Genomic DNA, 25,038 nt, shown 5'->3' with positions numbered 1-25,038 from the left:
ATCTGCCGCTCAAACCGTCGCTCGCGTACATGAAGTACGCGTCGCTCCTCTTTCGCGGCACCTCGCCACGGTAGCCGCCCGCTCGCTGACGCATGCTCGACCAGGAACGGCCCTCTTTATGCAATCTGCTCGCTAGGGTTCTAGCCGTGATATTCGCCGTTATATTGGATCAACGTCAGATCTTCAACGCCGTCGAGCGCGCGAATGGCGTCTGCATAGGGCATGTCAACACCGTCCGAGAACATCTCGACGACCATTTCCACCTTGTCGCCACGCATGGTCTTGGACTTGACGGTGAACTTGGTACGCCCAAACGCGCGCACGATATCGTCGCTGGTGGTCTGACCCGTGTAGTGGATGACCATCATGTACACGCGCGCCTTGTCCTGGTGGCTCGCAAAGCCGGCGATCATCACCACGATCACCACCGCCGTGAGCGCCACGAGCGCATACATGCCGGCGCCGGCCGTAATGCCCGTGGTAATGGACCAAAACAGATACAGCAGGTCGAGCGGGTCCTTGACCGCCGTACGGTAGCGGACGATGGACAGAGCACCGACCATACCGAGCGAGATGACCACGTTGGTCGAGATCGCGAGCGTGACCATACAGGTAAGCACGCACATGCCTACAAGCGTAACGGCAAAGCTGCGCGAATACACCACGCCGGTAAAAAAGCGCTTGTACACGTAATAGATCAGGATGCCCATGGCGAGCGCCACGAGCAGCGAAAGGCCAATCTTGGCAGGGTCGACCTGGCCAAACGCCTCCAAGACGGAGTTCTTAAAAAAGTCCCTGGTGCTCATGGTCTAAATATCCCCTCGGTTCTCAAAATCCGATTCCCAGTAATTAAATCCGCGCAGGTAGGCGGTCTTTTCGTAACACAGGCAGTACTTGGAGACCGCCGTAAGCTCGGCCGCTCCCGGCGGCACCATATCGCGCACCAGCTGCGGGCAAAACTCCGTAAACTTGACCTCCATCACCAGCTTGCCGGGCTCCAGGACCGGCAGCGCGGGCAGCGTCGCGTCAAAGATATCGAAGCTTCCCACCGCGGCACGCACGTTCATGTCAAACGTAATGCGCACAGTGCCCTCATCCATCACCCACGGCTCGCGCTCGTAGTCCACGATGGTCCGCGGGCGCATCACGTTGCAGATGCACTCGATGTAGAACTCGCGACAGAGCGGATAGGGGCTCCTCAGCAAAAAGTCGTAGTCGCCAGCCAAAATCTGCTCAAACTCGCCGCGCGTAAGCGGCGCATCCTCCTTGTAAATCCAGCTACCGTACTTCTTTTTGCGCTCGAGCTTAATCACCTTGTCGCTGCCGTTATAGATGCGCACGCGATACTTTTTGCGCATGAGAATACCAGCGTCTTTTTCCTCGTAGGCCGAGTTGCAGTAGTCGTCAAAGTAGAGGCTGCGAATGGTGTAACCACCCGCCCGTGCATGCTTGTCCAGCTTAAACACCGGCGCCATGCGACAGGCAAGCGCGGAGTGCTCGCCCTCGTTCATGAGATATTTGAGTTCGTGGCGGTAACGCTCCTGCGTGGTACGCACAGGCGGAGCCGCCAAGCGCTCAAGCAGCGCGCTAGCCCTCCTCATACGTGTCCTCCACGACCTTACCGCCGTCTTGCACGTAAAAACACTTCATGCCGTAGTGCTTGCCGTCGTCGGTCACATAGTAGTCAAACGCATCTTGCGTATAACCGTCGGAGTTGGTAGCACGCACGCGCACAAAATACTGGCCGGTATCGGGCGCATCGCAGGTCACCTCGGGAAGCAGCACGTCCTCGGCCTTAAAGACCACGTCGCTTATGGCATAGTCACGCGCAAGCTCCACGGTGTAGCGAATGTCGCGCGCCTCAAAGTCGTAGGACGCATCCCAATTAATACGCAGCTTACCGTTATCGATCTGCGGCACGCCGATGTAGAACGGCATAGGCTTTTTAAAACTCTCGCGAAAGCTCTTGTAGTTCTCCTCGATCTCGGAGGGAATCGCCGCGGCGATCTGCTCGTATTGGTCCTTGGTGACAGGCAGATTGTCGATATCGGGCGAAGCAAAGACCAGCGAGTCAGTAACCTCGCGGTAGTGTTTGATCATCTTGGTCAGACGAGTCTCGGTCAAATACGAGCGCAAGTCCTTGACGGCACAGTCGAGTTCGCTGCGGAACGACTTGCTGCGCAACGCGCGGTTAAACAGCACGTTGCCCCAGTAGTTGCTTGCACCGCGCTCCCAGCTCGCGTAGTCCGAAAACCCGGCAAGAGAAAGCTCCAGCTTACGAAGTATGCCATCGTTATCCCAATCTAAAAAGTACCAGGTATTTGAGTTGAGAGGGCTGTACAGATAGCAGTTACGGTTCTGCGTATCGCAGTTGCCCGTCAGAATCTGAAACGCCAGCCAATAAACCAGATTCTCGGAATCAAAGTAGGTGTCGAGCACGTCATCGATCTTTTGCGATTCGTCGTTGAGCGCATCGAGCATCTCGATGAGCTTGGTGTGGTCCGAATCGCCCTTAATCTCGAGCATGCCCTCAAAGCTTGCCTGGTTGTAGTCGGGATCGTCGGCAAGTTTAATGGTGTCCTCGTAGCGATGGAAATCGAAGTTGTTCACCTTGTACAGATGCCCGTTCTTATCCAGCCCATGTGCCTTAAGCGCCGTCTTGTTGAGCTGCTCCACCTGCGTAAACAGGCCGTAGTCCTCAAAGGTGTCGTTGGACTTTTCGGTCTGGTCGCACACCCACAGATGCACAAACTGCGTACGCAGGCCCATCATCTGGGGTATCCCGCAGATAAGGTCGTAGGCCATCTTGTTGCGAAAACGCATACCCTCGCCCATGTGCTTGTTGAGCGCAATCGCGCGCTGTTGGCGCCAAGTACCCTTGCCCTTTTTGAGCTCCACCTTGTAATTCTTTTGCGAGTTATTGCTCGATGTCTGACCGCGCACCTGCACGGTGGCATTGGGCGCTTCCTCGCCATAGCCAACCTCGCCGGCCACCGGGCCGTCTTCGTCGCCCGGCTGCAGCAGGCCCATAACCTGATAGCGCGTCACGCCCATGTCGGCATAGTCATACACCGAGTACGTGTTGATCTCGGCCCAGCTGTGGTCGGTGTTCTCGGAGCTGTTGCCGCGCGAGACGGTCAGGTACATGGTCACAATACCCGAGTCATCGTAGACCTCGTAGAGCTCGTCCTTGTCGCGCAGGTGCTTGGACTGGTCGGAGGCCTCGGTCTTTTTAATCTTGTCCTGCTTTTTGACCTTTTTGGTCGAGGAGTCTTCCTGCACCGAGCAGCCCGAAAGCAACAGCGCACCGGCAGCCGCCTCAAACAGGCGACGGCGAGACATCATCCTATCGGTCATCAGAACCTCCCCAATGCTTGCGATACACGCGAACTACTGCGCGCTCAAACGCGCCGTGCGGCACGCCCTTATGTCGGCCTTCCTCATAGCGCTGTTCGGCACGGTCGAGCAAGCGGCCAAGTTCGGTAAACCAGCCCGTCTTGTCAGTTGCCACAATGGGCTGCTGGCTCAGGATACGATACGGCAAGTTGGCGGTATAGATATCGAGCCGCAGCAGCGCCACGATAAAAAACACCGCCGCACCCAACAAAAAGCCAAAGCCGTAAAACTGCTGCGGCAAAAGCAACAACACGGCAGTCGCCAGCCCGGCCACACCGGCAAACAGGCCCGAAGCCAGCACGGCCCCCTTATAGTCGGTAAAGTACAGCAAGATAAGCATCACCGTATTGCCCACGGCATACAGGCCATAGCCCACGCACAGCGTGCGAAAATACCCGTGCATAAGGTTGTTAAAGCCCAACGGTAAGGCCGAGAGCACCGTGGTCTCGAGCGAGATGACCGCCGCGGTCACAAACAACTGTTTGAGCGCGCAAAAGCGCAGTTCGTTGTTGAGCGTGGAAAGCATCTCCTCCTCTGCCACCACAATGTCGCCCACCACGCCGCCGTCGTTGAACAGGCTATAGTAGTCGCGGTAGCGCGGATAGAAATTGACCTCGACCGAGACCACAAAGTTAACGGTCGTGACCAGGATCGTCAAAAACGCGATGAGCGCCGGCACATCGTAGTAGGGCGCACCATAAAACAAGCCCTTGACCCGCACGCCAATGGGACCGGCCCAAATAATCACCAGGTGCGCAAAGAGTCCCAGATTGGTTAACAGACCCGTGAGCGCCAGCGGCATAAACTGATCGAGCCACTGCAAAAAGGGCCAGGGGCTGCGGTCGCTCTGAGGAAAATACCGGTACAGCAGTACCACGTCCCAGGCGAGCATGACGCCGTAGCCCAGAGCAATTGACGCCAACAGGCCCTCGACCGGCGGCAGTCCCAGCGCCAGCGCGGCCAGGGCGCACAGGCACGCCACGCCAATGGCGGCCGCAAAGCTGCACAGGATACCGCGGTAATCCTTGATGGCGGTGAGGTAGCTCATGCCGTTCCAGTTGACGATCATAATGTTGAACAGCCACAGGCACAGCAGTCCCTGCAGCAGTGTGGCGCCCGAGAACAGCAAAAAGGCGCCGTAGAGCACGGTGCCCGCAACGAGCATGATGGCATTAGATCCCCAAAACGAAGGCAAGATCTCATCCTCGCGCTCGGCAAAGAGCATGTCAGCCAAAAAGCGTGTGACCGGCATGGAGAAAAAGCTCGTGAGCGTAAGCGACGCCAGCAGCGTGTAGGTCACCATGCACACCAGCAGATCCTGGTTGGCACGGCCCACGCCCCACAGACCACACAGCACCAAGATGCCCACCTGGAGCAGCACGCCCAACAGCATCGGGCCCGTGCACACAATGCCGGCGTAGCCGTAAGCGCGCATCGTGGCAAACAGGCCTTTGCGCCTAAACAGGCGCTTGAGCTCAAAACCGATTCCGGCCACCGGCTACTCCCCCTCTCTGGGCAGGTCAAACGCTTGCGCCGTCTCGTCGTACAGCGCGCGATAGTTGGCGAGCATCTGCTCGTGCAAAAAGTACGTGGCAACGCGACGCTGCCCGCGCTCCCCCATCTCAATGCGACGGGCGCGGCTTGTGCACATGCGCTCCATGGCATCGGCCAGGCCCTTGCGATACATAGGCGGGCATACAAACCCGGCAACGCCAAAGTCATCGCCCGGTGCGCCCTCCAGCAGCTCGCGGCAGCAGCCCACCTCGGTCGTCACGCAGGGACGGCGCGCGGCAAGCGACTCTAGCACGCTGAGCGGCTGGCCCTCGGAGATGCTCGTTAAAATGGTAAAGTCGAGCTTTTCCATGTACTCGACCACGTTGACGCGACCGGTAAAGATCAGGTCGCGCACGCCCAGGGTATCGACCAGCGCGTGGCACTCGGCGCCGTACTCTTCGTCGTCCACGCCGCCCATGATGTGCAGGCGCACCTTGGGCAGGCGATCGTGCAGCTCAAAGAAGGCATAGATCATGGTCTTGACGTCCTTGATGGGCGCCAAGCGCACCACTGCGCCAATATCCACCCAGCCATCATCGGGCTTTAAGGGAATATCCTTAAAGCGGTCGAACTGAATGCCGTTGGGGATGACCAGGCATTTGTCCGCATCGCAGCCCATATCAATCTGCGTCTTGCGGGCGTTATGGAACAAACTGGTCACGCGGAAGGCGCGGCGGTAGATCTCCTCCGAAAGCAGGTAGAAAAAGCGAATCCAGCGGTCCTTAAATGACGGCACCACCCAGTCGGCGCGAATGATCTCTTCCTCGCGCTCGCGGGTATAGATGCCATGCTCGGTCAGCAGCACCGGCGCATGGTGAACGCTTGAGCCCAGGCAGGCGAGCAGGCCGCCGTAGCCGGTCGAGATAGCGTGGTACACATCGGCAACCGGCACCTCGCTGCCCAGCAGGTAGAGCACCGGCAACAGCATAGAGCGCATGGTGTGGAATGCGTCGGCAAAGGGCGTGTAGGGGTACTCGGCAAGGCACACGTCGCGGAAGATATCCATAAACGTGCGGCTCTGCAAAAACGAGAGCGGATGCACGCGACGGCGGTGGAAGATATCGAATAACACGTCCCAGTCCGGATTGGAGAACGACACCAGACGGCGTAGCGCCTCGCGCTCACGGTCGTTAAAACTGGCTTCATGTTGCTCGCCCGAAAGCCGCAGGGCATCGTCCAGAAACACCTCGTGCACCTCGACCACGTTGCCGAGCAGCTCGTAGACAAACTTGCCACGGTCGGCAGCATGCGCGCCGATCACCCACAGCACAAACTCGTGCTCGGGCATAGCCGTAATGTAGCCGTGCATCCAGGTAGACACGCCGCCGTGCACATAGGGGTAGCAACCCTCGAGTACCAAGCAAATTCTCATTTGTCGCTACCCTCCTTGCGCGCAATGGTCACCGTCTTGTCCGTGGCTTTGACCAGGTACAGGTCGCCTGTCAGATGCGTAATCTCGCCACCCGTGACTGCACCCGGCTCGCCATTATTGGCGCGGAACATGAGCCACGCCTCGTCGTGGAAATTGCCCAGGCTAAGCGTCCAGGCATCCGCGCTGGTATCCACGCCCACCGTCACCGACGAAAAGCGCTGGATGGCGCCCGAGCATTCCGAGCCGGTCTGGCGACGCAGGTCGGGCGCAAACTTGGTAAGCCACTCCAGGTAGTTGGTCAGGCCGCCCTTGTAGACCTCCCAGCCCTCCGTAGCGCCGCGATCGGGATCGAGCAGGTCGTCCGGGTGCATAAAGTGCGTGCTTACGTAGTGCATGTTGAGCTCGGACACGGCAGCCAGGCGCATATAGGAATCGCCGACCATGCCGCCCGAGACAATGCGCGGCTGCTCCACAATGCCGTCGCTCGCCACGCCAAACTCCTGCACGTACGGCAGGTCGGTGCCGTCCTCAAAATACGTACTGGCGATGGTCTTAATGCGCGGAACGTCGGTGCCGATAAGCTTGCGCGCACGGGCCGAAAGGATATTCGACGGCGGCACGTAAACCGAGCCATGAGCGTTGGGCAGGACCTCGTCCTGGAAAGCGATAAGCTCGTTGAGCGATGCGACAAGCGTTTCCTTGTTCTTCCACGTCTTGTAGTCGTACAAAGTGCCGTAGTCGGTGTCCCAGAGCGCGAGCGGTTGATGGTTGTAGCCGTGAAAGCCCAGCTCTCCGCCCATCTGTAGCAGCATACCGCCAAAGTAACGGAACTGCGTGGTATCGGCCTGGCGCGCGGGCTCGGTCTGGTTGACCGCGTCCTCGTAGTTTTCGATCATCACGCCGGTATAGCGAATGCCGTATTTTTGCGCGAGCTTTTGCAGATCGGGCCACCAGACCTTGGTGTAAAAATCCGCAATGGAAAGGCCGTAGTCACGCTTGATATAAGTACCATCGCCCGAGGGCACGGGGCTAGGAAAGTCGTCCAAATAGAACACGGCGCTGTTGATGACCGGATAGGCCGTGGCATCACCCAGCAAGCTTATGGCCGAAGCATAGAACCCACGCATGACCTTGTCGTAGATGCCAATGTTGCACACCACGGTGTGACCACTGCCGCAATCGTTAGACCAAATGAGCGGCGTGCCCGCGTCACCGGTCTTTGCCCATACGTGCGCCGTTTCGCGCAATGAAACCGAAAGCGAAGAATCGAAGGGATCCGAGAACTCGTAGCGCTCTCCTCCGCCCAACATAAAGTCCTCGCTCGGAACGATACTTTCGGCTGTCGCATAGTCATATCCGGCCGATTCGATCCCAAGGTTGGAAGCAATAGCCTGCAAGTAGTTCGAGTTATCTGGCGTCATGCCCAGCATGAGCGAGCCGCCCGCACTCACCCAACTCATCAGATCGGTCAGATGCGTACCCAGTCCGTCAAGCGAGGGCATAAGCACAATCACGCGATCAAACGACGTGAGCGATGGGATCGCGTCCGCACCGTCGGTGGCAATATCAACATCGCGATGGGCGATCTTCATGTCCAGCAAAATCTGGTCGAACTGATCTTTAACGTCGTCGACGCTATCTTGGTCCGAGTCGGTAATGACCAGGCACGTGGGCTTTTGGCCAAAGATTGCCGAGGAGGCCGGCACCGCGTCGTTGGCGGCGAGCATGCCCAGCTTGTGCTGTCCAGCGCTGTACTGCACGCCGGCGCGTTCGATCAGCAGCACGGCGGCCATGACGATAAAAACAGCCCACACCACGAGGAGTCCCATCCAGCGAAAGCGGCCTGCACGGTCGCGGATATGTTGCACCACGCTCATCGGGCCTCCTCCCCGTCGCGCCAAAACGCCAACTTTTCGCGGTTGTCGGCGCTCAAATACACATGCTGCTTGTCAATCGCATCAATCACACGGTGGACCTCGTCACCGTCGCGGCGCATCACGGCCAGGCGCAGGCAAAGCATCCAAACCTCCTGCTCCTCGGGCACGTCGAGCACCAGCTGGTCGATCACGGCCTGCGCCTCGTCGATCTGTCCGACATCGGCCAGCGCCGTCGCATATCGAATGCGCAGCTCAAGGGCGTCCTCGCGCTCGCAGCGACGCGCAAGCAGGCGCGTGTACTGTTGACGCTGAATCTGAGCCACGCGCCCCTCAGCCAAGCCCGAGCCCAAATATTCGCCAAGAAAATCACAGTATTCGTTGAGGTTTTGCGCGCTCGGGTCCGTCTTAAAGGCATGCTCCAGCTGCTGCAGTTTAAGGTCGAACTCCTTGGAGATCTGCGCCACCGCCGTCGCCGCATAGTGCGCCACCTCAACGTCGTCGTTAAGCTTAGCCGCCTGCAGCTGCGCCAGGTACGCGTCGGGCTCCTCGGTGAGCATGGAGAGCATTAGGCGGCGCCGGTATGCCGGGTCGTTGACGATGAGCGCCTCCTCGAGCGGGACCACGCCCGCATCGGCGTCACGGTCGTGCACCAGGATGCTGCGATGCAGGTCGTCGTTAAAGCGCAGCGACTCCAGCGCAGACTCTTTCAGCCCCTCGCCAAACATCGCGCTGCGGACCGATAACAGAACCACCAGCAACGGGCCCCACAGCGGCACCAGCACTATCAAAGCCAGCATGTGCCCGCGCACCGGCAGCAGGCCCAGCTTCATGAGCGTCCACAGCATCAGGCAAACCAGCGCATGAATCAGTAGCAAGACGGCAGCAACGACAAGCGAGATCAAGCGACACTCCCCTCGCCGTCACCGGTGTAAGAGATGTGCTGCAGCAGCGCCACGATGTCCTCGCCGTCGACGGGCTCCACCGCAATCTGCTTTGCGCTCAGGCGCTCGCGGATAATGGGCAGATCGCACGCCTTTGCCTGGCGCATAAGCAAGTAGAGCACGTCGCCGTCGACCAAACCCGCCGCGTCGCTCTCGCGGATTGCCGACCCAATTGCGCCCACCAGCTCGCCGACAGGCTCCACGCCCGGTACCACGCGCAGAAGCAAAAAACTCCCCATCTTGCTATCTGCCAGCGCCTGCTCCGCCGCGAGCTCTTGGCCAAAGGCAGCCTGCTTGAGCACGCAAGTGCCGTCAACGCAGCGTTTATCCTGCGCCACCGCCTCATAGTCAAAGGCACGGCCCAGCGCGCTTTCGACCAGCCCGCACAAGATGCGGAACAGGTTTTGATAATAGAGGGTCATTTGGTTTTCGGCCGCACTACGCACAAAGATCAACACGGCGGGTGCCCCGTCGCGCTCGATCGTGTATCCAAACATGGGAAGTCCCGGCGTCAGCTCGCGGTTCACCCACAGGTTCGAACGACCCCCGTCGCCCAAAAGAGGTGCAAGCTGCTCAAGCGTGAGCGAGCGTGCGGCATCTTCGGCAATCGCGGGACTTGCTGCCACCAGGCGTGCAAATGCCCCACCCGAAACATGGTAGATCGCCACCGAATCGTTCTTGAGAATCTCGCCCAGAAGCTCGCAGCACTTGCGATAGATGTCGCGTGGGTTGAGCACGTCGAGCTCCTGCGTCACGGCAAAGATCTTGCCAAAGCTGTCGTGGCGACCCACGATCTGGCGCCTGTACGCGCGCTTGTCCTCGATCGCGTCGTGGTAGAGCTGCGTAAGGAACGTATTGCGGTTGCGCACGAGCTCGTTGTGATCGCGCTCCGCCCTAATGGCTTCGCTGTTGCGCAGCTGCACATAGCCGCACACGGCACCCACAACAAAGTACGCAATAAACGGCAGCCAGTTGGACGGCTCGTAGAACAGGCCCTGGAAGGTATAGCCGTACTGGGTAAAGTAGCTCGCGGCCAAGCCCACCGATGCCAGCAGCGCCGCGACCAAGCCAAAGTCCAGGCCATACAGCGTGCCGATCAGCACAACGCAGAGCAGGCGATAATCGAGCACGTTGAGCTGGGCAGATTGGGAGAACAGATGCTCCAGCACCTCGAACAGAACCCAGGCAACGCCCGTCTCTAGGCATTTAATAGGCAGCGAGCGCATCTGGATGCGGTCGATGGCGGCACGCAGCGGGTTGATCTTTTTGATGCGTCCAGCGCCCCAGCGAGCTTGAATGGTCGAGAGATCGCGCAGCAAGTCATAGCGCTGAAACCAGCCATAGCGCACGCGAGCGACGTCGCTGGCGGGCAGGGCGTAGCCAGCAGAATCGCCATAGGCAACTGAGAGCCCCGGGAACAGCGACTTAAGGGCGTCGCCCACCTCACCTGACGTGTGATGGAAGGTATCGGCAACGTCGAGCGTCTCAAAGTTACCATCCCAGCTGTCGAAGATACGGCGTACCAGCACCGCAAGCTCCTCGGCACACAGCAGGGGAAACGCCGCATCCTGCGCGCCCTGCAGAGCGACCGATCCGGTTGAGCACGCGTCGAACAGCGGCACCAGAAACGGGTCCTCCAGCGCGGCAGACGCGGTATACAGGAACGGCACGCGCAGAATCTTGGTCTGAACGCCCTCGCGAGCAGCGTAGTAGCGGCACAGGTCGTTGGCTGCGTGCGCGATAATGCCCTTGCCCGTTCGCCCCACGGCATCGGCGGCGCCCTCGGCACCCGCGGGCCCCGCTACATACAGCAGTTGGACCCGGCGACCCGCGCACGCACGAAAGACCGAGCGCAGCGTCTCGATATCGCCCACGGTATCGGTATGCGGGGTAAGGTAATTGGATAGGTAGACCACGCGGTCGAACTCGTAGGCCTGATCCAGGTGTTGCAGAAGCTCTTTCCACGAGGCATGGGGCGATGACTCGTCGCGGCGCGCTTCCGCGGCAGCGACGACCTGGACATGGTCCCCGGGGAACGCCTTGGCACAAAAGTCATCGTCAACATATGCGGTGTTGCCAACAACCAGCACCTCCATGGCGCACTCCCCCCCTAAAATCCACTTTAGACATAGTCAAACATACGTATTTTACGCTGTCAACGCGAGCTGAAACGTCTTTAAGGCTGTTTTAAGAACTTTTTTAGGGAATGTGGGGACATCGAGGGTGCTAAATGCGCACCCAATCGGGGGTACGGTGAAAAACCGAGATCTGTCAAACAGTCCCCTGTTTTGGGCATCCGCGACCTGCAGTTTTGTTGGCAAAAATCGATGTGCGCTCGGCGAGTTTCGATTTTCCCCGCACTTCTCCTACGCACCGGACTCGCAATAGCGCAGTACAATCCGCCAATCGCACTAACCGGAAAGCCAATCCAGCGACTCGCCTAGCCAACCAGATACGGCCCGATTACATCGAAAATTTCGCCCACCTTAGTTGCAGGGTTTTGCGCAGATGGCTTAATGTTACCCAGTTCCCTATGGTACGCGACGAGGCGCCCAGCACGCTCCAATGCTTCGCCTCGCCTATCATCCACTGCCCCAAACATCCCGTCCAGGTTCTTGCGGTACTCGATGCCCAAGTTCTTCGACATCTCCTGCGCGAGGGCATGCTGGCAGTCGGACGCGGACATATGCGCGGTCGTGTAGCGAAAGTGCAAAAGCGGCCACAGCTCGAAGCAGGGGTTCGACCACAACGCATGGAAGGTCCTCGAACCATCGGAGAGCTCGTCACATTTGCGCTTCATCGCATCAAAGTCGGACGCAGGAAAGTCATCCTTGTCATACACGAGCCACACGTGATCGAACGTCTCGGGCGCATAGCGACAGTGTTCGACGGCGAAGTCAAGCAGGTCAAGCGTGTGTCTGCCGGTCCCCTTAACGACAATGGCAACCTTGCGCTCGTTCGCCGCGCCCAACGCCGCACGCACGCCCTCAAAGTAGCGAGGCTCGGTCTCCTTGCCCTCGCTCACTACAAGATGACGCGTCATCTGAACCATGCGCGAGCGGCCCTCTCGCTTGCCGCTACGCCAGCCCTTCGACTTCTTCACCACCATGCTAATCCCACTCCTCGATGCGGGTGAGGTACGGATCGGCGCCGTAGCGACCGGACAGGTATTGCTTGTCGAAAGCCGCGTTCTTGCTTACCAGATTACCGTTTGCCTCGTGGATATCGGCGAGAGACCACAGTTGGCTCGCCTCCCCCTCGCCGCGTGCAGCGAACCATATCTCGTCACGGCGGAACACATCGTTTCGCATGGTTGACACATCCTGGGACGAGAAGATGAGCTGCGCGCCACTCTTGTTGACCTCAGGATCCTTAAACAGCAGAATCACATAGCGAAGAAGCTTCGGGTGCAGTTTGGCGTCGAGCTCGTCTACCACAACGGTGCCACCACGCTCAAGCGCTGTCATCAGATACGCAGCCAACCCCATGAGCTTCTGGGTACCGGCAGATTCCTCGGATAAACGCAGCTCGTACGCCTTGCCCCTCACCTTGTGCCTCACGAAGACGCGCTGGCCGCGCCACTCCGGCGCCCTCTCCACTCTGAAGCCATCAATACGCACATCAACGGCGCGCAAAAAACGCGTGACCTCGCGCGAGTCGCCCTCGTCGAGCATTTGCTCGAGCATCCGCTCAAGGTAGGAACTGTTGTAGTTGAGAAACACAGCGTCGAGAAACCAGCTGGCCGCCTCCTGGACCACCGGCGCATCGAAGTTGATGCAAAGGAACGATAGGTACGGCAGGCTCGGGTTGAACCTCGCAGCCGTCACAAGCTTACGCAGTGTGGGGCCGAGTTCAACCTTTGTATCCTCGCGCTCGAACAGCATCGCCGTACGCGACGCTCCCAATTTACGCCGCCACAGCCCTTCGGACACGATCTCATCGGCGTGTACAGACAGAACATAGCGGTACTCATGCTCGCCCGCGCGGTAATAGAGCTCGAACTCGGTGGGCTCGGCAGCAGACACGTCATCAAATTCAAACGCCGAACAACGGGCTATCAAAGGGCGATCACCCGCTGGCGCATCAGCGCTGGCAGACAGCAATCTAATTGGTCTGGCCACCGCCGAACGAACGTAATCAAGAGCCTCGAGCAGGTTAGACTTACCGCCAGCGTTGGACCCGTACACCGCAGCCACCGGAAGGAAACTCTGCCCGTCGGAGCACTCGATGAGGGAACGCTCAAACTCCTTCATCGGCGTCGCCTGCATGGAAAGCTCAGCCTCGTCGCGATAGGACCGATAGTTCTTAAAGGTGAACTGACAAAGCATGGTACTCAACATTCCTTTCATTATTTTGAAAAGATATATCAGAGTTTTTCTTTGATTATAGACTTTAAGTAGTCTAAATCAAGTGCTTGCTACACCAATGACAGCAGGCGCAAGGTGCCAAACCGCCCATACTCGACCATCCCATTGCCGAAATGGCGTTTAGCTAACACGTCACACATTACATGCATGAAAAAAGGGCAACACTCTCTTACAGAAAGCGTCACCCTTAAAGCTCCCAAAGAGCTTTAATATTGCGCTATATACTATACAACTTAATGAAGTGAAGCAGAAAAGAGGCCCCAACTCGTACTGCATCGCCCTAGCGGTTGACGAGTGCCAACGCATAAAAGCACTCTACATACCCGCGCCCGCAGCGACCCGAAAGACGGCATCGCACTCCACGAGGACACATTAGTCAAGCGTCTCATACACAAATTCGCAAACAACCATACTACCAATATTCGAAGCAGCCCTTATCAAGACGTTATCGGGAGTCATCTTTAAAGATACCTCAAACTAATCGAGGCTTATGAGTCCCCAGAACCCCTACCGTTTCCGGGCTCTATCCCAATTTCTCATGTAGATCCTTTATGGTCTGAGCTTCATTTAAAAAGACCTGATCAATTTCAGCGTTGAGGTCATTGACGTAATCCTCAGCGACCTTTTTATAAGTGACATTCTTAACCGAGGAGTCAATCTTTAATTTCAGGCTGAATCTTTGCTTGAGCTGCTCATCCAACAGCCAGCGAAATAACTTGCGTAGAGAGGTCTGGTCGCTTTTCGCAAAGTCGATGTCCAACTCTTCCGGAGCGTCTTCAAAGTGAAGGACCTCATTGCCCTCCGAGTTCATACGCAACGTAACCGTAATCACGTGTTGGTCGGCACCGGCGTTCAGAACGATTCCGTTAGTTAAGTTTTCCATAAACAATCTCCCTGTCGGTAAATGCATATTCCCCGCCCTCAAGAGTGTCCATACTCACTTGTGTCCACACCTTAGGCGGTTTGACCTCAGCAATATCCCTAAGCTCATCGCAAAAGGGATTACCCACGTAGGTACGATAGCAACCGCCATCGTATTCGCGATAAATCGATTGCCAGGGCAAAGTACGAACAGCAATGTTGGCATTATGGGTGGGCACTATGACAATTTTATTTGCTTTCGCCAGCTGGTTGATTCTATCTACGATAACCTCGTTGATAAATTCATTGCCCATACTTGCCTCAGGCTCATCGAGGATATAAATGGAGGCATCATCGTCGAACAGGGCATGGGCAAGAACAATCATCGCCCTCTCCCCGTTAGAGGGCTCATAGCTCGAATCTCCCCCACAAGACACATAGGAGGTAACGCCCAGACAGTCCTTAAGCGAGGCAATTCCCATCTCATCTGTCATCTTGTTAACCTCGGCTATTTTCGAGGCCAATGCCCCACACGGAGTTTTGGCGGTATCCGATGCATTGCCGATTGCCGCAACCAACGATTTTAGATTCTTGGCCTTCACCTTATCGCGAAGATAAGAGACCTTCGTTCCCTGCGACGGATTTATTAAGTATTTTCGATGTTGTACAACGTCGCCCTTTTCAGCCAGACGTCCGAGTACCACTTTTTCCTCATAAGGCTCGTTTTGAAAAGAATCGGAAATCGAATTCAAAATGGATCTCGCCTTTTTGTAGCTTAAGGCAAAAGCCGAAAACCCGGTTCCGGAAGGCTTTGTAGGACTCCCCGTTCGCGCAGTGATGTAACTTTTCATTTTCTTGACTGTAAAACACTCGAGATGAAGTGCGTAGGCGTCAACGAAACCGGATCGCACATAGGATTGCGCGTTCATACATACTCTCAGAACAGCAGATCTAAGTTCACTGAATTCGTTAGAACTCAAGCAAGCCTCAACAATCTTGTTGTTAAGAATATTATTAGCGCTAGATATCAATGTCTTATAGTCATCGATAAGACATCTCATCGCGTCAAGGTCCGGTTCTACAGGTGCAGAAGCCAAGGCAAATCCGAAGCGAGCCGTGTCCTTTTTCTCGACACTGTATTCTTCCCAGCTGATGTAATTGCTAAAAGGAGTTACTGCCGGTTCATTCCACGCTCTGATGCCAGCGAATTTATCACTCGCGTCGTCGACGCCGAGTTTAACAAAGTCCTCCTCTTTGGGATTCACGTTCACCATTTGTTTATACTTGTCATTGTTTTCTGACGCGTAATACGAAGAGACATCGGTCCACCCCTTCGCCCGAAAATGATTCTCTATCTTTTTTAGAAGCGCCGTCTTCCCCGTGCCTTTGGCGCCAAAGACGATGGTGACGTCGTTGTAGACGGGGAAGGTAAGCTTCGCATCGTCATCGAACAAAGTGATTTCAACCTGCTCTGACGTTTTCTTGTCCATAATGGATTTGAGAACTTCAGGTGTCTTTCTAAGCAGGAGCAGAAACTGGCTGAAGCACTTGACCTCAAGTTTAATCTCAGGAAGGGAGCACTCACAATACTTGCTCCAGTCTTTGACGTCCGAGCCAATCAGGCAATCGACCCCATCGGCATACATGATGCCAGCGCGCTTAAGGTTTGAAGGCTCGAAAAAGAACGGGGTTTCTACTGGAAAACTCGCTTTCAGTGCTTGATTATCGGCGTAAGGCAGTGCCTTATCTTTATAAGACTTGCCCTTGAAGGGACGGTAATGAGATATCACGATGAAATCGAACCCTTGTCCGACAAATGCGCCGGCAAGCTTATCCCAATCAAGAACAAAATCATCAGGATGTGTGCATTGAACCAGGCCATTACAGACATCAGAAAACTGCTTCGCATGCACGGGGTCAGCAATAACGATTACATGGCCGACAACCCTAGACTTGCCTCGAATATCAAGCTCTATGCCCGGCCAGAGATCGATTCCCTTGGCTGACGCTTCAGCTACGCATTGCTTGAATATTGAAAGGTCGAAGAGGTTATGGTTTGTAATGGCGGCGATACCAACCTGGTTGCCTGCTAAGGCCTCAGCCAAGCTGGCCGGGTCAATATCGCGCCCTCCATCGCCCGATTTCGCCTTGATGGTATGGCAATGCAAATCAATCTTCATACCAGATTCCTCTCATACGATAGTGTCGAGAAAGTTGATGTAAGCCCGATTCGAAGCGAGTCGGTCCGCATCCCAAACCTGAATATCATTAGATATCCTATGCCGCCCCTATTTCACCTGCAAGCTCGAAGATGGCCCCAATCATCCGTCCTGTCCCAATCCACTTTGCACCCACACCGGAAGTTCGAACTTGACGCTGAGCAAATCCTTGATAACCGTACCGTTCGACATCGCGGCGAGGCCCTAACACTCCGCACCACTTCCAACACGCGTCTGAAGAACGTAGCCCCGCTGAGGTTGCGCAGGACAGCCTCAACTGTGAGCTCGCCCCCAATTTCGTTATTAGCTGGCAGCAGCCGACACTCCCCTGCCCGGAAACAGCCCCCCGGAACGCTCCACAGACATGCACCCCAGACGCCGAGGGCGATCACAGCCCCCGGGCAACACCAACGACCCGCACCACTCCCGCACGAAGATCCCACCAGTCGGCCTTACCTTGGCGGCAAACAACCCGGGCGCACAAAGCGACCCAGGGCACCTCCACCCAAGAAAGGATCTTCTATGCTCAAAGACGGCATCGCATACCTACTCAAGTTTGCACCCAAGGAAGCATACATCGACGACCTAATAAACGGGCACCTCTACATGAACGCAGCCGGCTACTACCATGGCCTGCCTGGCGAACAGGGCGATCCGCTCGAAGCTTCCATGGCTCCCGGGGCGTGCCTCTACAGATATACTTGCCTGCCTATCTACTGCATGTACACGGTCCGCGAGAACGATATCGTCGACAACACCGTGAAAATCCCGATACGCATGATCCAGGAGTTCAGGTGCGCGGACTGGTGAATCGGCATTGTGCGGTACGACAGCTTCGCGCGCCTCGCCGACAGACACATTGCCGAAGACGGAAGCATCTACGCCCACGGTCCCATCTCCTACGGCGTCCCCGGGCCAAAACTGATACGCGAGATATTTGAGGGCATCCCAAACAATCTCGTTATCAAAACGCCCAAGCACGCATATCAGAAGGAGTATCGAATCATCGGGTCGCGTCCGGTCGAATGTCGCCTTTTACCAGACGAGAATCACCCGGGCTGCAAAATTGAAAAATACGACCACGCAGAACTTGACCTAAGCAGCAGCCTAGCGGACTTTTCCTGGAAGGTCTCGGTGGCGAGTCTCGAAGAAGCGCGAGACGGCCTCATGCTGGATTTGCCGCATCAGGCATAGTCAGCCCAACGCGATCCACAACGTCACCGGGCAACCAACCATCCGTCCCCTCCCCAACATTCCCCAGAAAGTTCGCTGATGTTGACTGGTGTTCCCGTAAAATTAACCGCAACAAAATATGTGCGGAGTGCTGGCCTGGAGCTGCCTTCGGACCCTATTGGCTGCTCACCGAGAGGCTCCGCTATGAAACGACCCCTTTACTACCTGCTCTGCGCGATCGCATGCACGTCCATGGTCAGCGCGACGTTGCCCATGGCAGCCATCGCAGAAGCCATGCAGCCTCGGGCAACAGCCGAGCAGCAGGCGCAATCCGACGCCCCGAACAGCGACGCAGGCAAGGCTGAAGACGGCACCAACACAAATGTGACAGAAGATACCGTAGAGGACAGCACCGCAACATCCACCGGCACCAGCGCAGTCAACACGGAAAGCGCCGACGGCACCACCGCCGCAACCACCACCCCCACCCCATCCCTCCGCGCCCAAACCAACGGCACGCCCGAGGCGATCTCCACCGCGGCAGAAACCGGCTACGCCCACTCCGCCACCGCAAGCCAAAACGGTGTCACCTTCACCGTCTCGTGGAACGACGCCCCCGCGGGCACAGCGACGACCTTCTACGTAACCCAAACCAATGGCTCGTCCCAGGCCAAGGCGCGCATGGACGTGCCCACCTACTGGGACGGCGGCAGCCACGAAAGCGTCTGCGACCCGTCGCGCGCGGCATGGGCCAGCTACTACAGCCTGGGCACCGCGGGCCACGACTTTACCTTTGACTTCACGGCGTCGGGCACGTACCGCATCTACTTCTACTTTATGGACAACGACAGAAACGACCCCCAAAACGACAAGGGGATCTACTACCTGCGCGCCACGGCGGAGGTGACCGTAAACGACGCCGCCCGCCCAAGCGTCACTCAGATCGTCAACAACACCGTGGACCTGTGCAGGCAACAGACAAACGGCTCGGAATACGACATGGCGCTGTGGCTCCACGACTGGACGCTCGACCAGCTGGAGTACGACCAAGGCCTCAACTGGTGCTCGGCCGAGAGCGGCCTCACGCGCCACCAGGGCACCTGCGAGAGTTACCAGCGCATCTACTCCAAGCTCCTTGACGCCGCGGGCATCGCCAACGGCCGCATCACCGGCAACGGCCACACCTGGAACGCCGTTAAGATCGACGGCAAATGGTGCCAGATGGACCTAACCTGGGACGACACCAGCGACAACTGGTACGGGGACCTGGACCAGCGCCATCTGTACTTTGGCCTGACCGACGAGCTCATGGCAATCGCCCACTCCGACCACACGGCAAACTACCAAAAGGACGACTACGTCTACCGCTCGACCGACCTGTCCAACAATAAGCGAGAACAACACACGACGGCTCAGTGAGACCGGCAACTTGCAACAGGCACCGGGACCCATGCGCAATACTGGTAGTACCGATTCGTGATATTCAGCAATGGTCAAACGGGCAAACACTCACTGAGCATTCGTCAAGATTTTGAAAATCCCGTCTGAAAGAATCGCCAATCCGTCCTTATCGCGCTTATAGCTAAATACCCTCCTGTGGCTGACATCAAAAGGCAGTTGGGGAATATCACCCTGACATATCAAAACGGTCTGCTTGCCCATTCCAATCGCGTAGCCCATTTCGAACATAACGTTTGAATTCAGACCAGTAATGTCCGCAATTACCGAAGAGCTAGACGCAATCAATTTAAATATGTCTTCCGTAATATCTGTGGGGGTCAATATCTCGTCCACACGTTTACATTTCTTGCCCGCCCTCTTAGAGCCTTCGACCAACGCTAAATATACAGGATCTATTGAAGGATCATCAGTGAATGGCATCATGACAGCAATTAGATTTGGGTCATACGCACTAGACCTTTCAGGTTCGACCGGCAAGGGACGGCCATCTAGAAACTTTGAAAACAGGCGAAAAGGATCTCCTTCGCAAAGTCTCCAATGAGTACGTTTATTTTGCCAGCAGTTCTCGTCAAGAAGACCCAGGTCCAACAATGCCTGCGATGGAAACCGTAGAATTGGCTTAGAGATCGCAGGGTTGATAGACGGGGTATCCATATATCCAAGTGTGGCAACGGCACTCAAATCATCCGATTCAAATTCACGTGTCATAATAGCCGGAAGCTGAGCGAGGGCATTAAAGTCAAAGCCGGTAGCTGTTCTATAGGCGCTTGCGAACTGCTCGGGAGTTCCCTCGAACATCCTAGAAGTCAACATGGGCTGTGCCTCATTTGCACGAACAATTAAGTTGAACAGCATTTACTACACACCCTATATACAAACAAGGCTCACTAAAGCGCCTGAAAATAACAACCATTAGAATTATATCCCGTCTGAAAGCAACGAAATTAAATCTGACAAGCAGCTAAATCTTCCCCATATCGGCGACATACCGCCGGCATGCCGACATACGTCAGCACTGCAAGATTTGCCGATGGCATCAAATAAGCACCGAAATCGATCCAAGTCAATCAGGCCTGGCAAGAAAAGAGCACCGAGGCTCACGTTGGCTCCGGTGCTCAAACGCAATATCGGCGGTACCGTCTCGCGATATTCAGGGATGTAAAAACAAACAAATGATCAGGCGGGCTGCCACAATCTAGTCATTCGCAACATGCCAGCGAATAAACCAGTTGGAATCATTTGAGAGCTCATTGAGGAGCTTTTGCTCGAGAATAGCATCATTAAACTTCCCCTCTTTGCATAGGCGCACAAGTTTAAATGCAACACTTGAGGAAACGTCGTGTAACGACTGAAACGCCAAATCGCTAAAAGAACATGACCCCCACTTGCGATAACCCGCAGCAATGCTAGCAAGCAATGCCGCGCGCACGGCAGAGTCTTCACTTAGCAAAATGCTCGAAATGATTGCAGAAACAACGTCACAGTACTGATCGCAGATAGCATTACAAACAATCAACTGCTCAAGTACTTCCAGGAACGCGCGCTGCCCAGCGGCAGTAAGTGTTTCAAATTTAATGCCAAGCGTTAGGAACTCTATATCCCTTGCAAGGCCAGCAACCACTTTTAGAGCCAAACACCTTACAGACCATGCACATGAATCCATTGAAGCAGGATCTCTAAAAACCGGGTCTACTCGCCACTCATCCGGAAGCTCAGAAATCAAATCCGTCCAACCGTCGGGCAGCGCCTTTCCATCACGCGCGCAACGGCATGCAAACTTATTTAATACGGCCATAGCCTCTCCTGCAGAGCAAGGCGATCCTTGATATGTTGGAAGCTCTTTAAGGCAATGCTCTAGCACGCGAGCCAAGGATGCGCTAAATGACTCAGAAGACTCATCATCAAGCGACCGGCATAACAGAGAAGAAGGACAAACGGAAAACCCAGAGTGAAAATCAGAACGATTATTCAAGTCGAATTGCCTGAGCAATTCATCGATACAAGCCGTCTCCGCATTGCATGCAGCAACCTTATTGTCAGAATAACAACCTCGCTCAACAGCGGGTAGGTGCTCCACTTGTTCCTCACTCAGAATAGAATAGCCACAACACTTCTCAACATATCCGAATACGCCAGCAGAGAAATTGAATTTAAGCAGTTCATCGGAATTCGATTTAAGGCTACGGCCCAGTTGATCAACGAGACCATTGTCGATTTTATCTAAATCCATTCCGCCAAAAACGTTCGACACATCAGAAGCGACGCTATATAAATGTTGATCGACAATCTGGCAAAGTAGATCAACAAGTGACTTCTCATCAACCCGCATCTTGATCATGTCGATCGCTTTAATCCACCTTGATGCAGATTGTCGAAAATCATCTACAGCGCTTAACGCACTCCAAGCATCGCAAATAGTATCATCCGAAAAATAAGGCGCACACTCCTTAATGACGGCGGCACTTATACTCGGACGACGTGCCTGCGCCGTTAAAGAAGTCAGACGCCACAGCTCCTCGGCACACGACGGAAGGTAGGACCTTAAGCCATCGCTCTTATATGCAAACCTTTTCTCAAAGCCCTTAGCATCTCCCTGAAGAACAAGCAGCTTAATTCCCTCAAGCTCAAGTTCAGGCCGATTGTAAATAGAGGCGTAGTCGATAAGCGAATTAGCAAGCAAACTGCGAGAATAGAGGGCGCCCGATATGCTTCCGCATAATATTGAACTAAATAACAAACACGTTATGCTTGACATGACGGAAGCAAGGCTGGCATCATGTCGAATCGTTGTGTAAGGATTAATTGACTTCGCCTCTCTCGAAGCGTTTAGGATAGCGGTTCCCACCTCCTCTTCAAACTTAAGCGCAAGGGGAATGTAGGATGGAGCGGAAAGCGCATCGATTTTTTTCTGAATTGTCAACTGAGCGCCAAATCCATATTCGGAAAGCAAGCCAGCGACAGTCCGCTTGTCAATTAAACAATTTCCATAAGCCCAACAGTCTTTCGATTCGATTGAATCACAGGCTAGTTGGAGACATTCATAACACTCAGAATAGCGACCTTCAAGAGAAGCGTCGAGAGCGTCAAGCCTAAGCGAAAGGGTATCTCTGGGAATGCCGCTGTCCTTCATGGCCTCTAGAATGCTAGTCTTGAATGCGGCAATCGAAAAGGAGGTGCCATAAAGTAACCACTCAACCGCCTTCTCACCAAGAAAGAAAAGATAAGGATTGTCAGTCTTTCTCTCAAGCCAATCAGCATGGTAGTTGTATTTTTTTGAAACCATAGCAACGGAAGCGCCAAAAGCATCCAGAACATCTTCGGGGATAGAGACTGGAGAAATATCAGTAAGAACAGCCGCACTACCGTTTTCAATTTCAAAACGTCGAGTATGAAACAAGTCGACCATCACATTGTTAAGCTGGGTCATCAAGTAAGGAACGAGATCTGAATCGCTCGGTAATTCGACATACGTGCACGCATCCATTTCCCTAGCATAGCGAAACAGAGATTCAATATCCGGCGAAGTATCAGATTTAAGCTTAACGAGAATGAGTGGTTTTCTGAGCAGAATGGCACGATGGAGCTCTTTGCTAGTCCCTGGTCTCAATTCAGATCGTATTATTCCAATTACTATATCGCTCTGCGCCAAGCGATTAAGATAATAGGACGATGATGGTTCAGTGCTCGCATGGAACTCGATAGCGAAGGGTTTAAAGATATCCGATTTCAGAAGGGCATTATTCAACTCGTCCCACAGCTGACGCCAGCAAAAAGTATCCTCATCTCGCATCGAAGAGCTAACAAACACTTCAATGCAGTCACGATCAATAACCTCGGCACCCATCTCATTAGTATCCATAGAACCTCCAATCAAATCGAACCATAGAATAACAAGTGGCGCGGACTCATAGCGTTGGAAGTAAAACAGTAAGCACGTTACTCAATTTAAGAAAAATGATTGCCGACGTCCCGCTGCAGGGATTGACTCGGTCGAGAGTTAGAATACCCTCGGAACATAGTCCATCGGGCAACAAAAAGACCTGATAGCTGAAAAAGGAGCGTTGGCCCCCACCGACACTCCTAATGTAAACACACGCTTGTCGTCCAAGATGCCGTCATTTATCTCATGGACAACAATCAGCTTGTAATTGGCATCGTTGATTATTCAAGCAACCACTTAAGCAGATTGTTTACGCTTTCCAACTACCTTCATACCCTTGCAAGCAATGTCTAAGAGACCATTCCTAAGAACGAATAGAAGGGCAAAGAAAAGCAGAAACTCTGCAATTAGAATGCCGGGAGAGAACGGTGCGAAAGACAAAGCCACTTGGGCGCCAATCAAAACAAAGCTGGCAGCAATCTCTCCCCTGTGAAAATCAAGTTTAATAAACTTACGTGTATCACGCGCACGCACCGCAGCGATAACAGCATAGCTAATGGCAGTAGCGCCAGCAGCGCCCAAAATTCCACACGCCGGAACAAGAAGCAAAGTGAGCGCTATGTTAACGATTGCGCCAATAGCAGTTGTAGAGAAGGCCTTCTTGCTTTCTTTAGTAACGACATACGTTGTTCCAAAGAAAGCGGCAACGCAGGAAAAGAGATTGGCAAGCGATAGCATAGCAACTGGCTGCCACGAGCCTTCATACGACGAACTCATGAGGAACGTGTAGACGGGGTAGGCAGACGCAGCGATAAAGGACGATGCCACAGCAAGAACCACAAAGATATAACGAAAGACCGTCGACTGAAACCTAGCATTATCCGCAGATTCTCGTTCTTCAATTGCCGAAATCTGCCATGCCTGCATGAAGATATTGTAGACGATGTTAACGATTTGGGGGATCTTCTGGGCAACGTTGTAGATACCGTTTGCGCTGGCGCCAATAAAGAACAGTATTACATACCTATCGGAAGCCGACATAATCCACCACATAAGCGAGTTCGGAATTAGAGGTATGCAGTAGGTCAGCATGGCATTTAGCGCATGTCTATTTAAGCTGGAGAACGATAGGTAATTCCAAAGTCTACAGGAAACGATGATATGCAAAGCACCGATGAATTGCGCTACGACCATAGAAGCAAGGTATCCGCCAACACCTAGATGCCATACCGCAAGTGCAAGTACGTTCGAAAAGGCGGTAACAAATGTAATGACCACTCCATTAGCAGCAAATGCCTTTGATTTACCGATCCCGCGAAGAAGCTGCATGAATACATAGTTGAAGCTGGTCAAGCAAAGTAAGAGCAAGAAATAAACGACGTTATCACCAATAACGCTGAACATGCGAAACAACGGGAACAGTAGCCAGCAAATAAGCCAGCCAGCGATAACAACAAGAAGCGAATTCGACGCAATGGTCTTAACGTCGACTTCCTTTGAGACCGTGAATCGGAGAACAGCTTCGTTCATACCAACCATAGCAAATGGAACGAGCAAATTGACTGTAGTGGTAACAAGGTCAGCTGTGCCATACTCTGCGGTCGTTAAATAATAAGTATAAAAGGGAACAATGAGAAAGGTGATAACCTTGCTACCTAGGTTCCCAATAAAGAAAACCACAGAGTTCTTAGCTAATTTCTTATATTTACTTTCTGCAGTCATCTGCCCATCCAAACCATATAGCGATTACAACGAATGCGGCCTAATTGCCGAGCATTCGCTTGAGCTTTCGTCTCAAACGAATAAAAAAGGCTCTGTTAGACCAGGATTGACATTCCGCCCCGTCATCTTCTTGCGATTGCACAATGGTCGCCCCTTGTCGAATCTGAATCCGGCAAGGGGCGATGCGCCCGAGACCGGACGAGTTGCTCGCCTGG

General features: G+C 54.6%; 17 protein-coding genes. 2 read left to right on the top strand and 15 right to left on the bottom strand.

Annotated elements, in window-relative coordinates; genetic code table 11:
* Nucleotides 1-140: 140 nt before the first annotated feature.
* From RX395_RS04885 to RX395_RS04830, 12 genes are all read right to left on the bottom strand, one after another.
* Nucleotides 141-806 (bottom strand): DUF4956 domain-containing protein, encoded by a 666-nt coding sequence (locus RX395_RS04885; RefSeq protein WP_316365893.1) that lies wholly within the window; start codon nt 804-806, stop codon nt 141-143.
* A 3-nt stretch (nt 807-809) separates the two neighbouring features.
* Nucleotides 810-1,601: a polyphosphate polymerase domain-containing protein gene (locus tag RX395_RS04880; protein WP_316365890.1), complete on the bottom strand. Its 792-nt coding sequence runs from the start codon at nt 1,599-1,601 to the stop codon at nt 810-812.
* Nucleotides 1,588-3,357 carry a CotH kinase family protein gene (locus tag RX395_RS04875; RefSeq protein ID WP_316365888.1) on the bottom strand — a complete coding sequence of 590 codons (1,770 nt, stop codon included), beginning with the start codon at nt 3,355-3,357 and terminating at the stop codon, nt 1,588-1,590. The genes RX395_RS04880 and RX395_RS04875 overlap by 14 nt, the downstream gene beginning before the upstream one ends.
* Entirely contained in the window at nt 3,347-4,891 is a 1,545-nt protein-coding gene (gene pelG, locus RX395_RS04870) for an exopolysaccharide Pel transporter PelG (RefSeq protein ID WP_316365887.1), read from the bottom strand. The genes RX395_RS04875 and pelG overlap by 11 nt, the downstream gene beginning before the upstream one ends.
* 3 nt (nt 4,892-4,894) lie before the next feature.
* Entirely contained in the window at nt 4,895-6,322 is a 1,428-nt protein-coding gene (gene pelF / locus RX395_RS04865; protein WP_316365885.1) for a GT4 family glycosyltransferase PelF, read from the bottom strand.
* Entirely contained in the window at nt 6,319-8,199 is a 1,881-nt protein-coding gene (locus RX395_RS04860) for a DUF2194 domain-containing protein (protein ID WP_316365883.1), read from the bottom strand. The genes pelF and RX395_RS04860 overlap by 4 nt, the downstream gene beginning before the upstream one ends.
* A complete protein-coding gene (locus RX395_RS04855) occupies nt 8,196-9,101 on the bottom strand; it encodes a tetratricopeptide repeat protein (protein WP_316365882.1) in 906 nt (301 codons plus the stop codon). Before RX395_RS04855 ends, RX395_RS04860 begins: the two co-directional genes overlap by 4 nt.
* Nucleotides 9,098-11,236, bottom strand: a complete 2,139-nt coding sequence (locus RX395_RS04850) for a DUF4118 domain-containing protein (protein ID WP_316365880.1) — start codon at nt 11,234-11,236, stop codon at nt 9,098-9,100. Before RX395_RS04850 ends, RX395_RS04855 begins: the two co-directional genes overlap by 4 nt.
* A 344-nt stretch (nt 11,237-11,580) precedes the next feature.
* Nucleotides 11,581-12,249 (bottom strand): RloB family protein, encoded by a 669-nt coding sequence (locus RX395_RS04845; protein ID WP_138375007.1) that lies wholly within the window; start codon nt 12,247-12,249, stop codon nt 11,581-11,583.
* Nucleotide 12,250: 1 nt separating this feature from the next.
* Nucleotides 12,251-13,468 (bottom strand): AAA family ATPase, encoded by a 1,218-nt coding sequence (locus tag RX395_RS04840; RefSeq protein ID WP_316365878.1) that lies wholly within the window; start codon nt 13,466-13,468, stop codon nt 12,251-12,253.
* A 562-nt stretch (nt 13,469-14,030) separates the two neighbouring features.
* The gene (locus RX395_RS04835) at nt 14,031-14,390 is read right to left on the bottom strand and encodes a hypothetical protein (RefSeq protein WP_138375005.1); all 360 of its coding nucleotides are present in this window, start codon (nt 14,388-14,390) and stop codon (nt 14,031-14,033) included.
* On the bottom strand, nt 14,374-16,548 hold the full coding sequence (locus tag RX395_RS04830; RefSeq protein WP_316365876.1) for a hypothetical protein: 2,175 nt from the start codon (nt 16,546-16,548) through the stop codon (nt 14,374-14,376). Before RX395_RS04830 ends, RX395_RS04835 begins: the two co-directional genes overlap by 17 nt.
* Nucleotides 16,549-17,109: 561 nt before the next feature.
* Here RX395_RS04830 and RX395_RS04825 point away from each other — a divergent pair.
* Nucleotides 17,110-17,397: a hypothetical protein gene (locus RX395_RS04825; protein ID WP_316365874.1), complete on the top strand. Its 288-nt coding sequence runs from the start codon at nt 17,110-17,112 to the stop codon at nt 17,395-17,397.
* A gap of 567 nt (nt 17,398-17,964) precedes the next feature.
* Nucleotides 17,965-19,179 (top strand): transglutaminase domain-containing protein, encoded by a 1,215-nt coding sequence (locus RX395_RS04820; protein ID WP_316365873.1) that lies wholly within the window; start codon nt 17,965-17,967, stop codon nt 19,177-19,179.
* A gap of 90 nt (nt 19,180-19,269) precedes the next feature.
* Here the strand turns inward: RX395_RS04820 and RX395_RS04815 are convergent, their stop codons facing one another.
* The 3 genes from RX395_RS04815 to RX395_RS04805 form a co-directional block, all read right to left on the bottom strand.
* Nucleotides 19,270-20,076, bottom strand: a complete 807-nt coding sequence (locus RX395_RS04815; RefSeq protein WP_316365871.1) for a hypothetical protein — start codon at nt 20,074-20,076, stop codon at nt 19,270-19,272.
* Nucleotides 20,077-20,416: 340 nt separating this feature from the next.
* Nucleotides 20,417-23,080 (bottom strand): hypothetical protein, encoded by a 2,664-nt coding sequence (locus RX395_RS04810; protein WP_316365869.1) that lies wholly within the window; start codon nt 23,078-23,080, stop codon nt 20,417-20,419.
* A 318-nt stretch (nt 23,081-23,398) separates the two neighbouring features.
* Entirely contained in the window at nt 23,399-24,823 is a 1,425-nt protein-coding gene (locus RX395_RS04805) for a lipopolysaccharide biosynthesis protein (RefSeq protein ID WP_316365867.1), read from the bottom strand.
* Nucleotides 24,824-25,038: the final 215 nt, after the last annotated feature.

This window comes from Collinsella aerofaciens (assembly GCF_032584215.1).
In the GTDB taxonomy this organism is placed as follows: domain Bacteria; phylum Actinomycetota; class Coriobacteriia; order Coriobacteriales; family Coriobacteriaceae; genus Collinsella.
Note: the sequence above shows the minus strand (reverse complement) of the source record. Positions and strands in the feature narration are given on the sequence as shown.

Bases quoted from the DNA above. Each gene is read 5' to 3' on its own strand.
- RX395_RS04805 (WP_316365867.1), bottom strand. From the start codon at position 24,823: ATGACTGCAGAAAGTAAATATAAGAAATTAGCTAAGAACTCTGTGGTT.
- RX395_RS04825 (WP_316365874.1), top strand. From the start codon at position 17,110: ATGCTCAAAGACGGCATCGCATACCTACTCAAGTTTGCACCCAAGGAA.
- pelF (WP_316365885.1), bottom strand. From the start codon at position 6,322: ATGAGAATTTGCTTGGTACTCGAGGGTTGCTACCCCTATGTGCACGGC.
- RX395_RS04835 (WP_138375005.1), bottom strand. From the start codon at position 14,390: ATGGAAAACTTAACTAACGGAATCGTTCTGAACGCCGGTGCCGACCAA.
- RX395_RS04860 (WP_316365883.1), bottom strand. From the start codon at position 8,199: ATGAGCGTGGTGCAACATATCCGCGACCGTGCAGGCCGCTTTCGCTGG.
- RX395_RS04815 (WP_316365871.1), bottom strand. From the start codon at position 20,076: ATGCTGTTCAACTTAATTGTTCGTGCAAATGAGGCACAGCCCATGTTG.
- RX395_RS04850 (WP_316365880.1), bottom strand. From the start codon at position 11,236: ATGGAGGTGCTGGTTGTTGGCAACACCGCATATGTTGACGATGACTTT.
- RX395_RS04820 (WP_316365873.1), top strand. From the start codon at position 17,965: ATGAAACGACCCCTTTACTACCTGCTCTGCGCGATCGCATGCACGTCC.
- RX395_RS04810 (WP_316365869.1), bottom strand. From the start codon at position 23,080: ATGGATACTAATGAGATGGGTGCCGAGGTTATTGATCGTGACTGCATT.
- RX395_RS04830 (WP_316365876.1), bottom strand. From the start codon at position 16,548: ATGAAGATTGATTTGCATTGCCATACCATCAAGGCGAAATCGGGCGAT.
- RX395_RS04845 (WP_138375007.1), bottom strand. From the start codon at position 12,249: ATGGTGGTGAAGAAGTCGAAGGGCTGGCGTAGCGGCAAGCGAGAGGGC.
- RX395_RS04840 (WP_316365878.1), bottom strand. From the start codon at position 13,468: ATGCTTTGTCAGTTCACCTTTAAGAACTATCGGTCCTATCGCGACGAG.
- RX395_RS04875 (WP_316365888.1), bottom strand. From the start codon at position 3,357: ATGACCGATAGGATGATGTCTCGCCGTCGCCTGTTTGAGGCGGCTGCC.
- RX395_RS04885 (WP_316365893.1), bottom strand. From the start codon at position 806: ATGAGCACCAGGGACTTTTTTAAGAACTCCGTCTTGGAGGCGTTTGGC.
- RX395_RS04880 (WP_316365890.1), bottom strand. From the start codon at position 1,601: ATGAGGAGGGCTAGCGCGCTGCTTGAGCGCTTGGCGGCTCCGCCTGTG.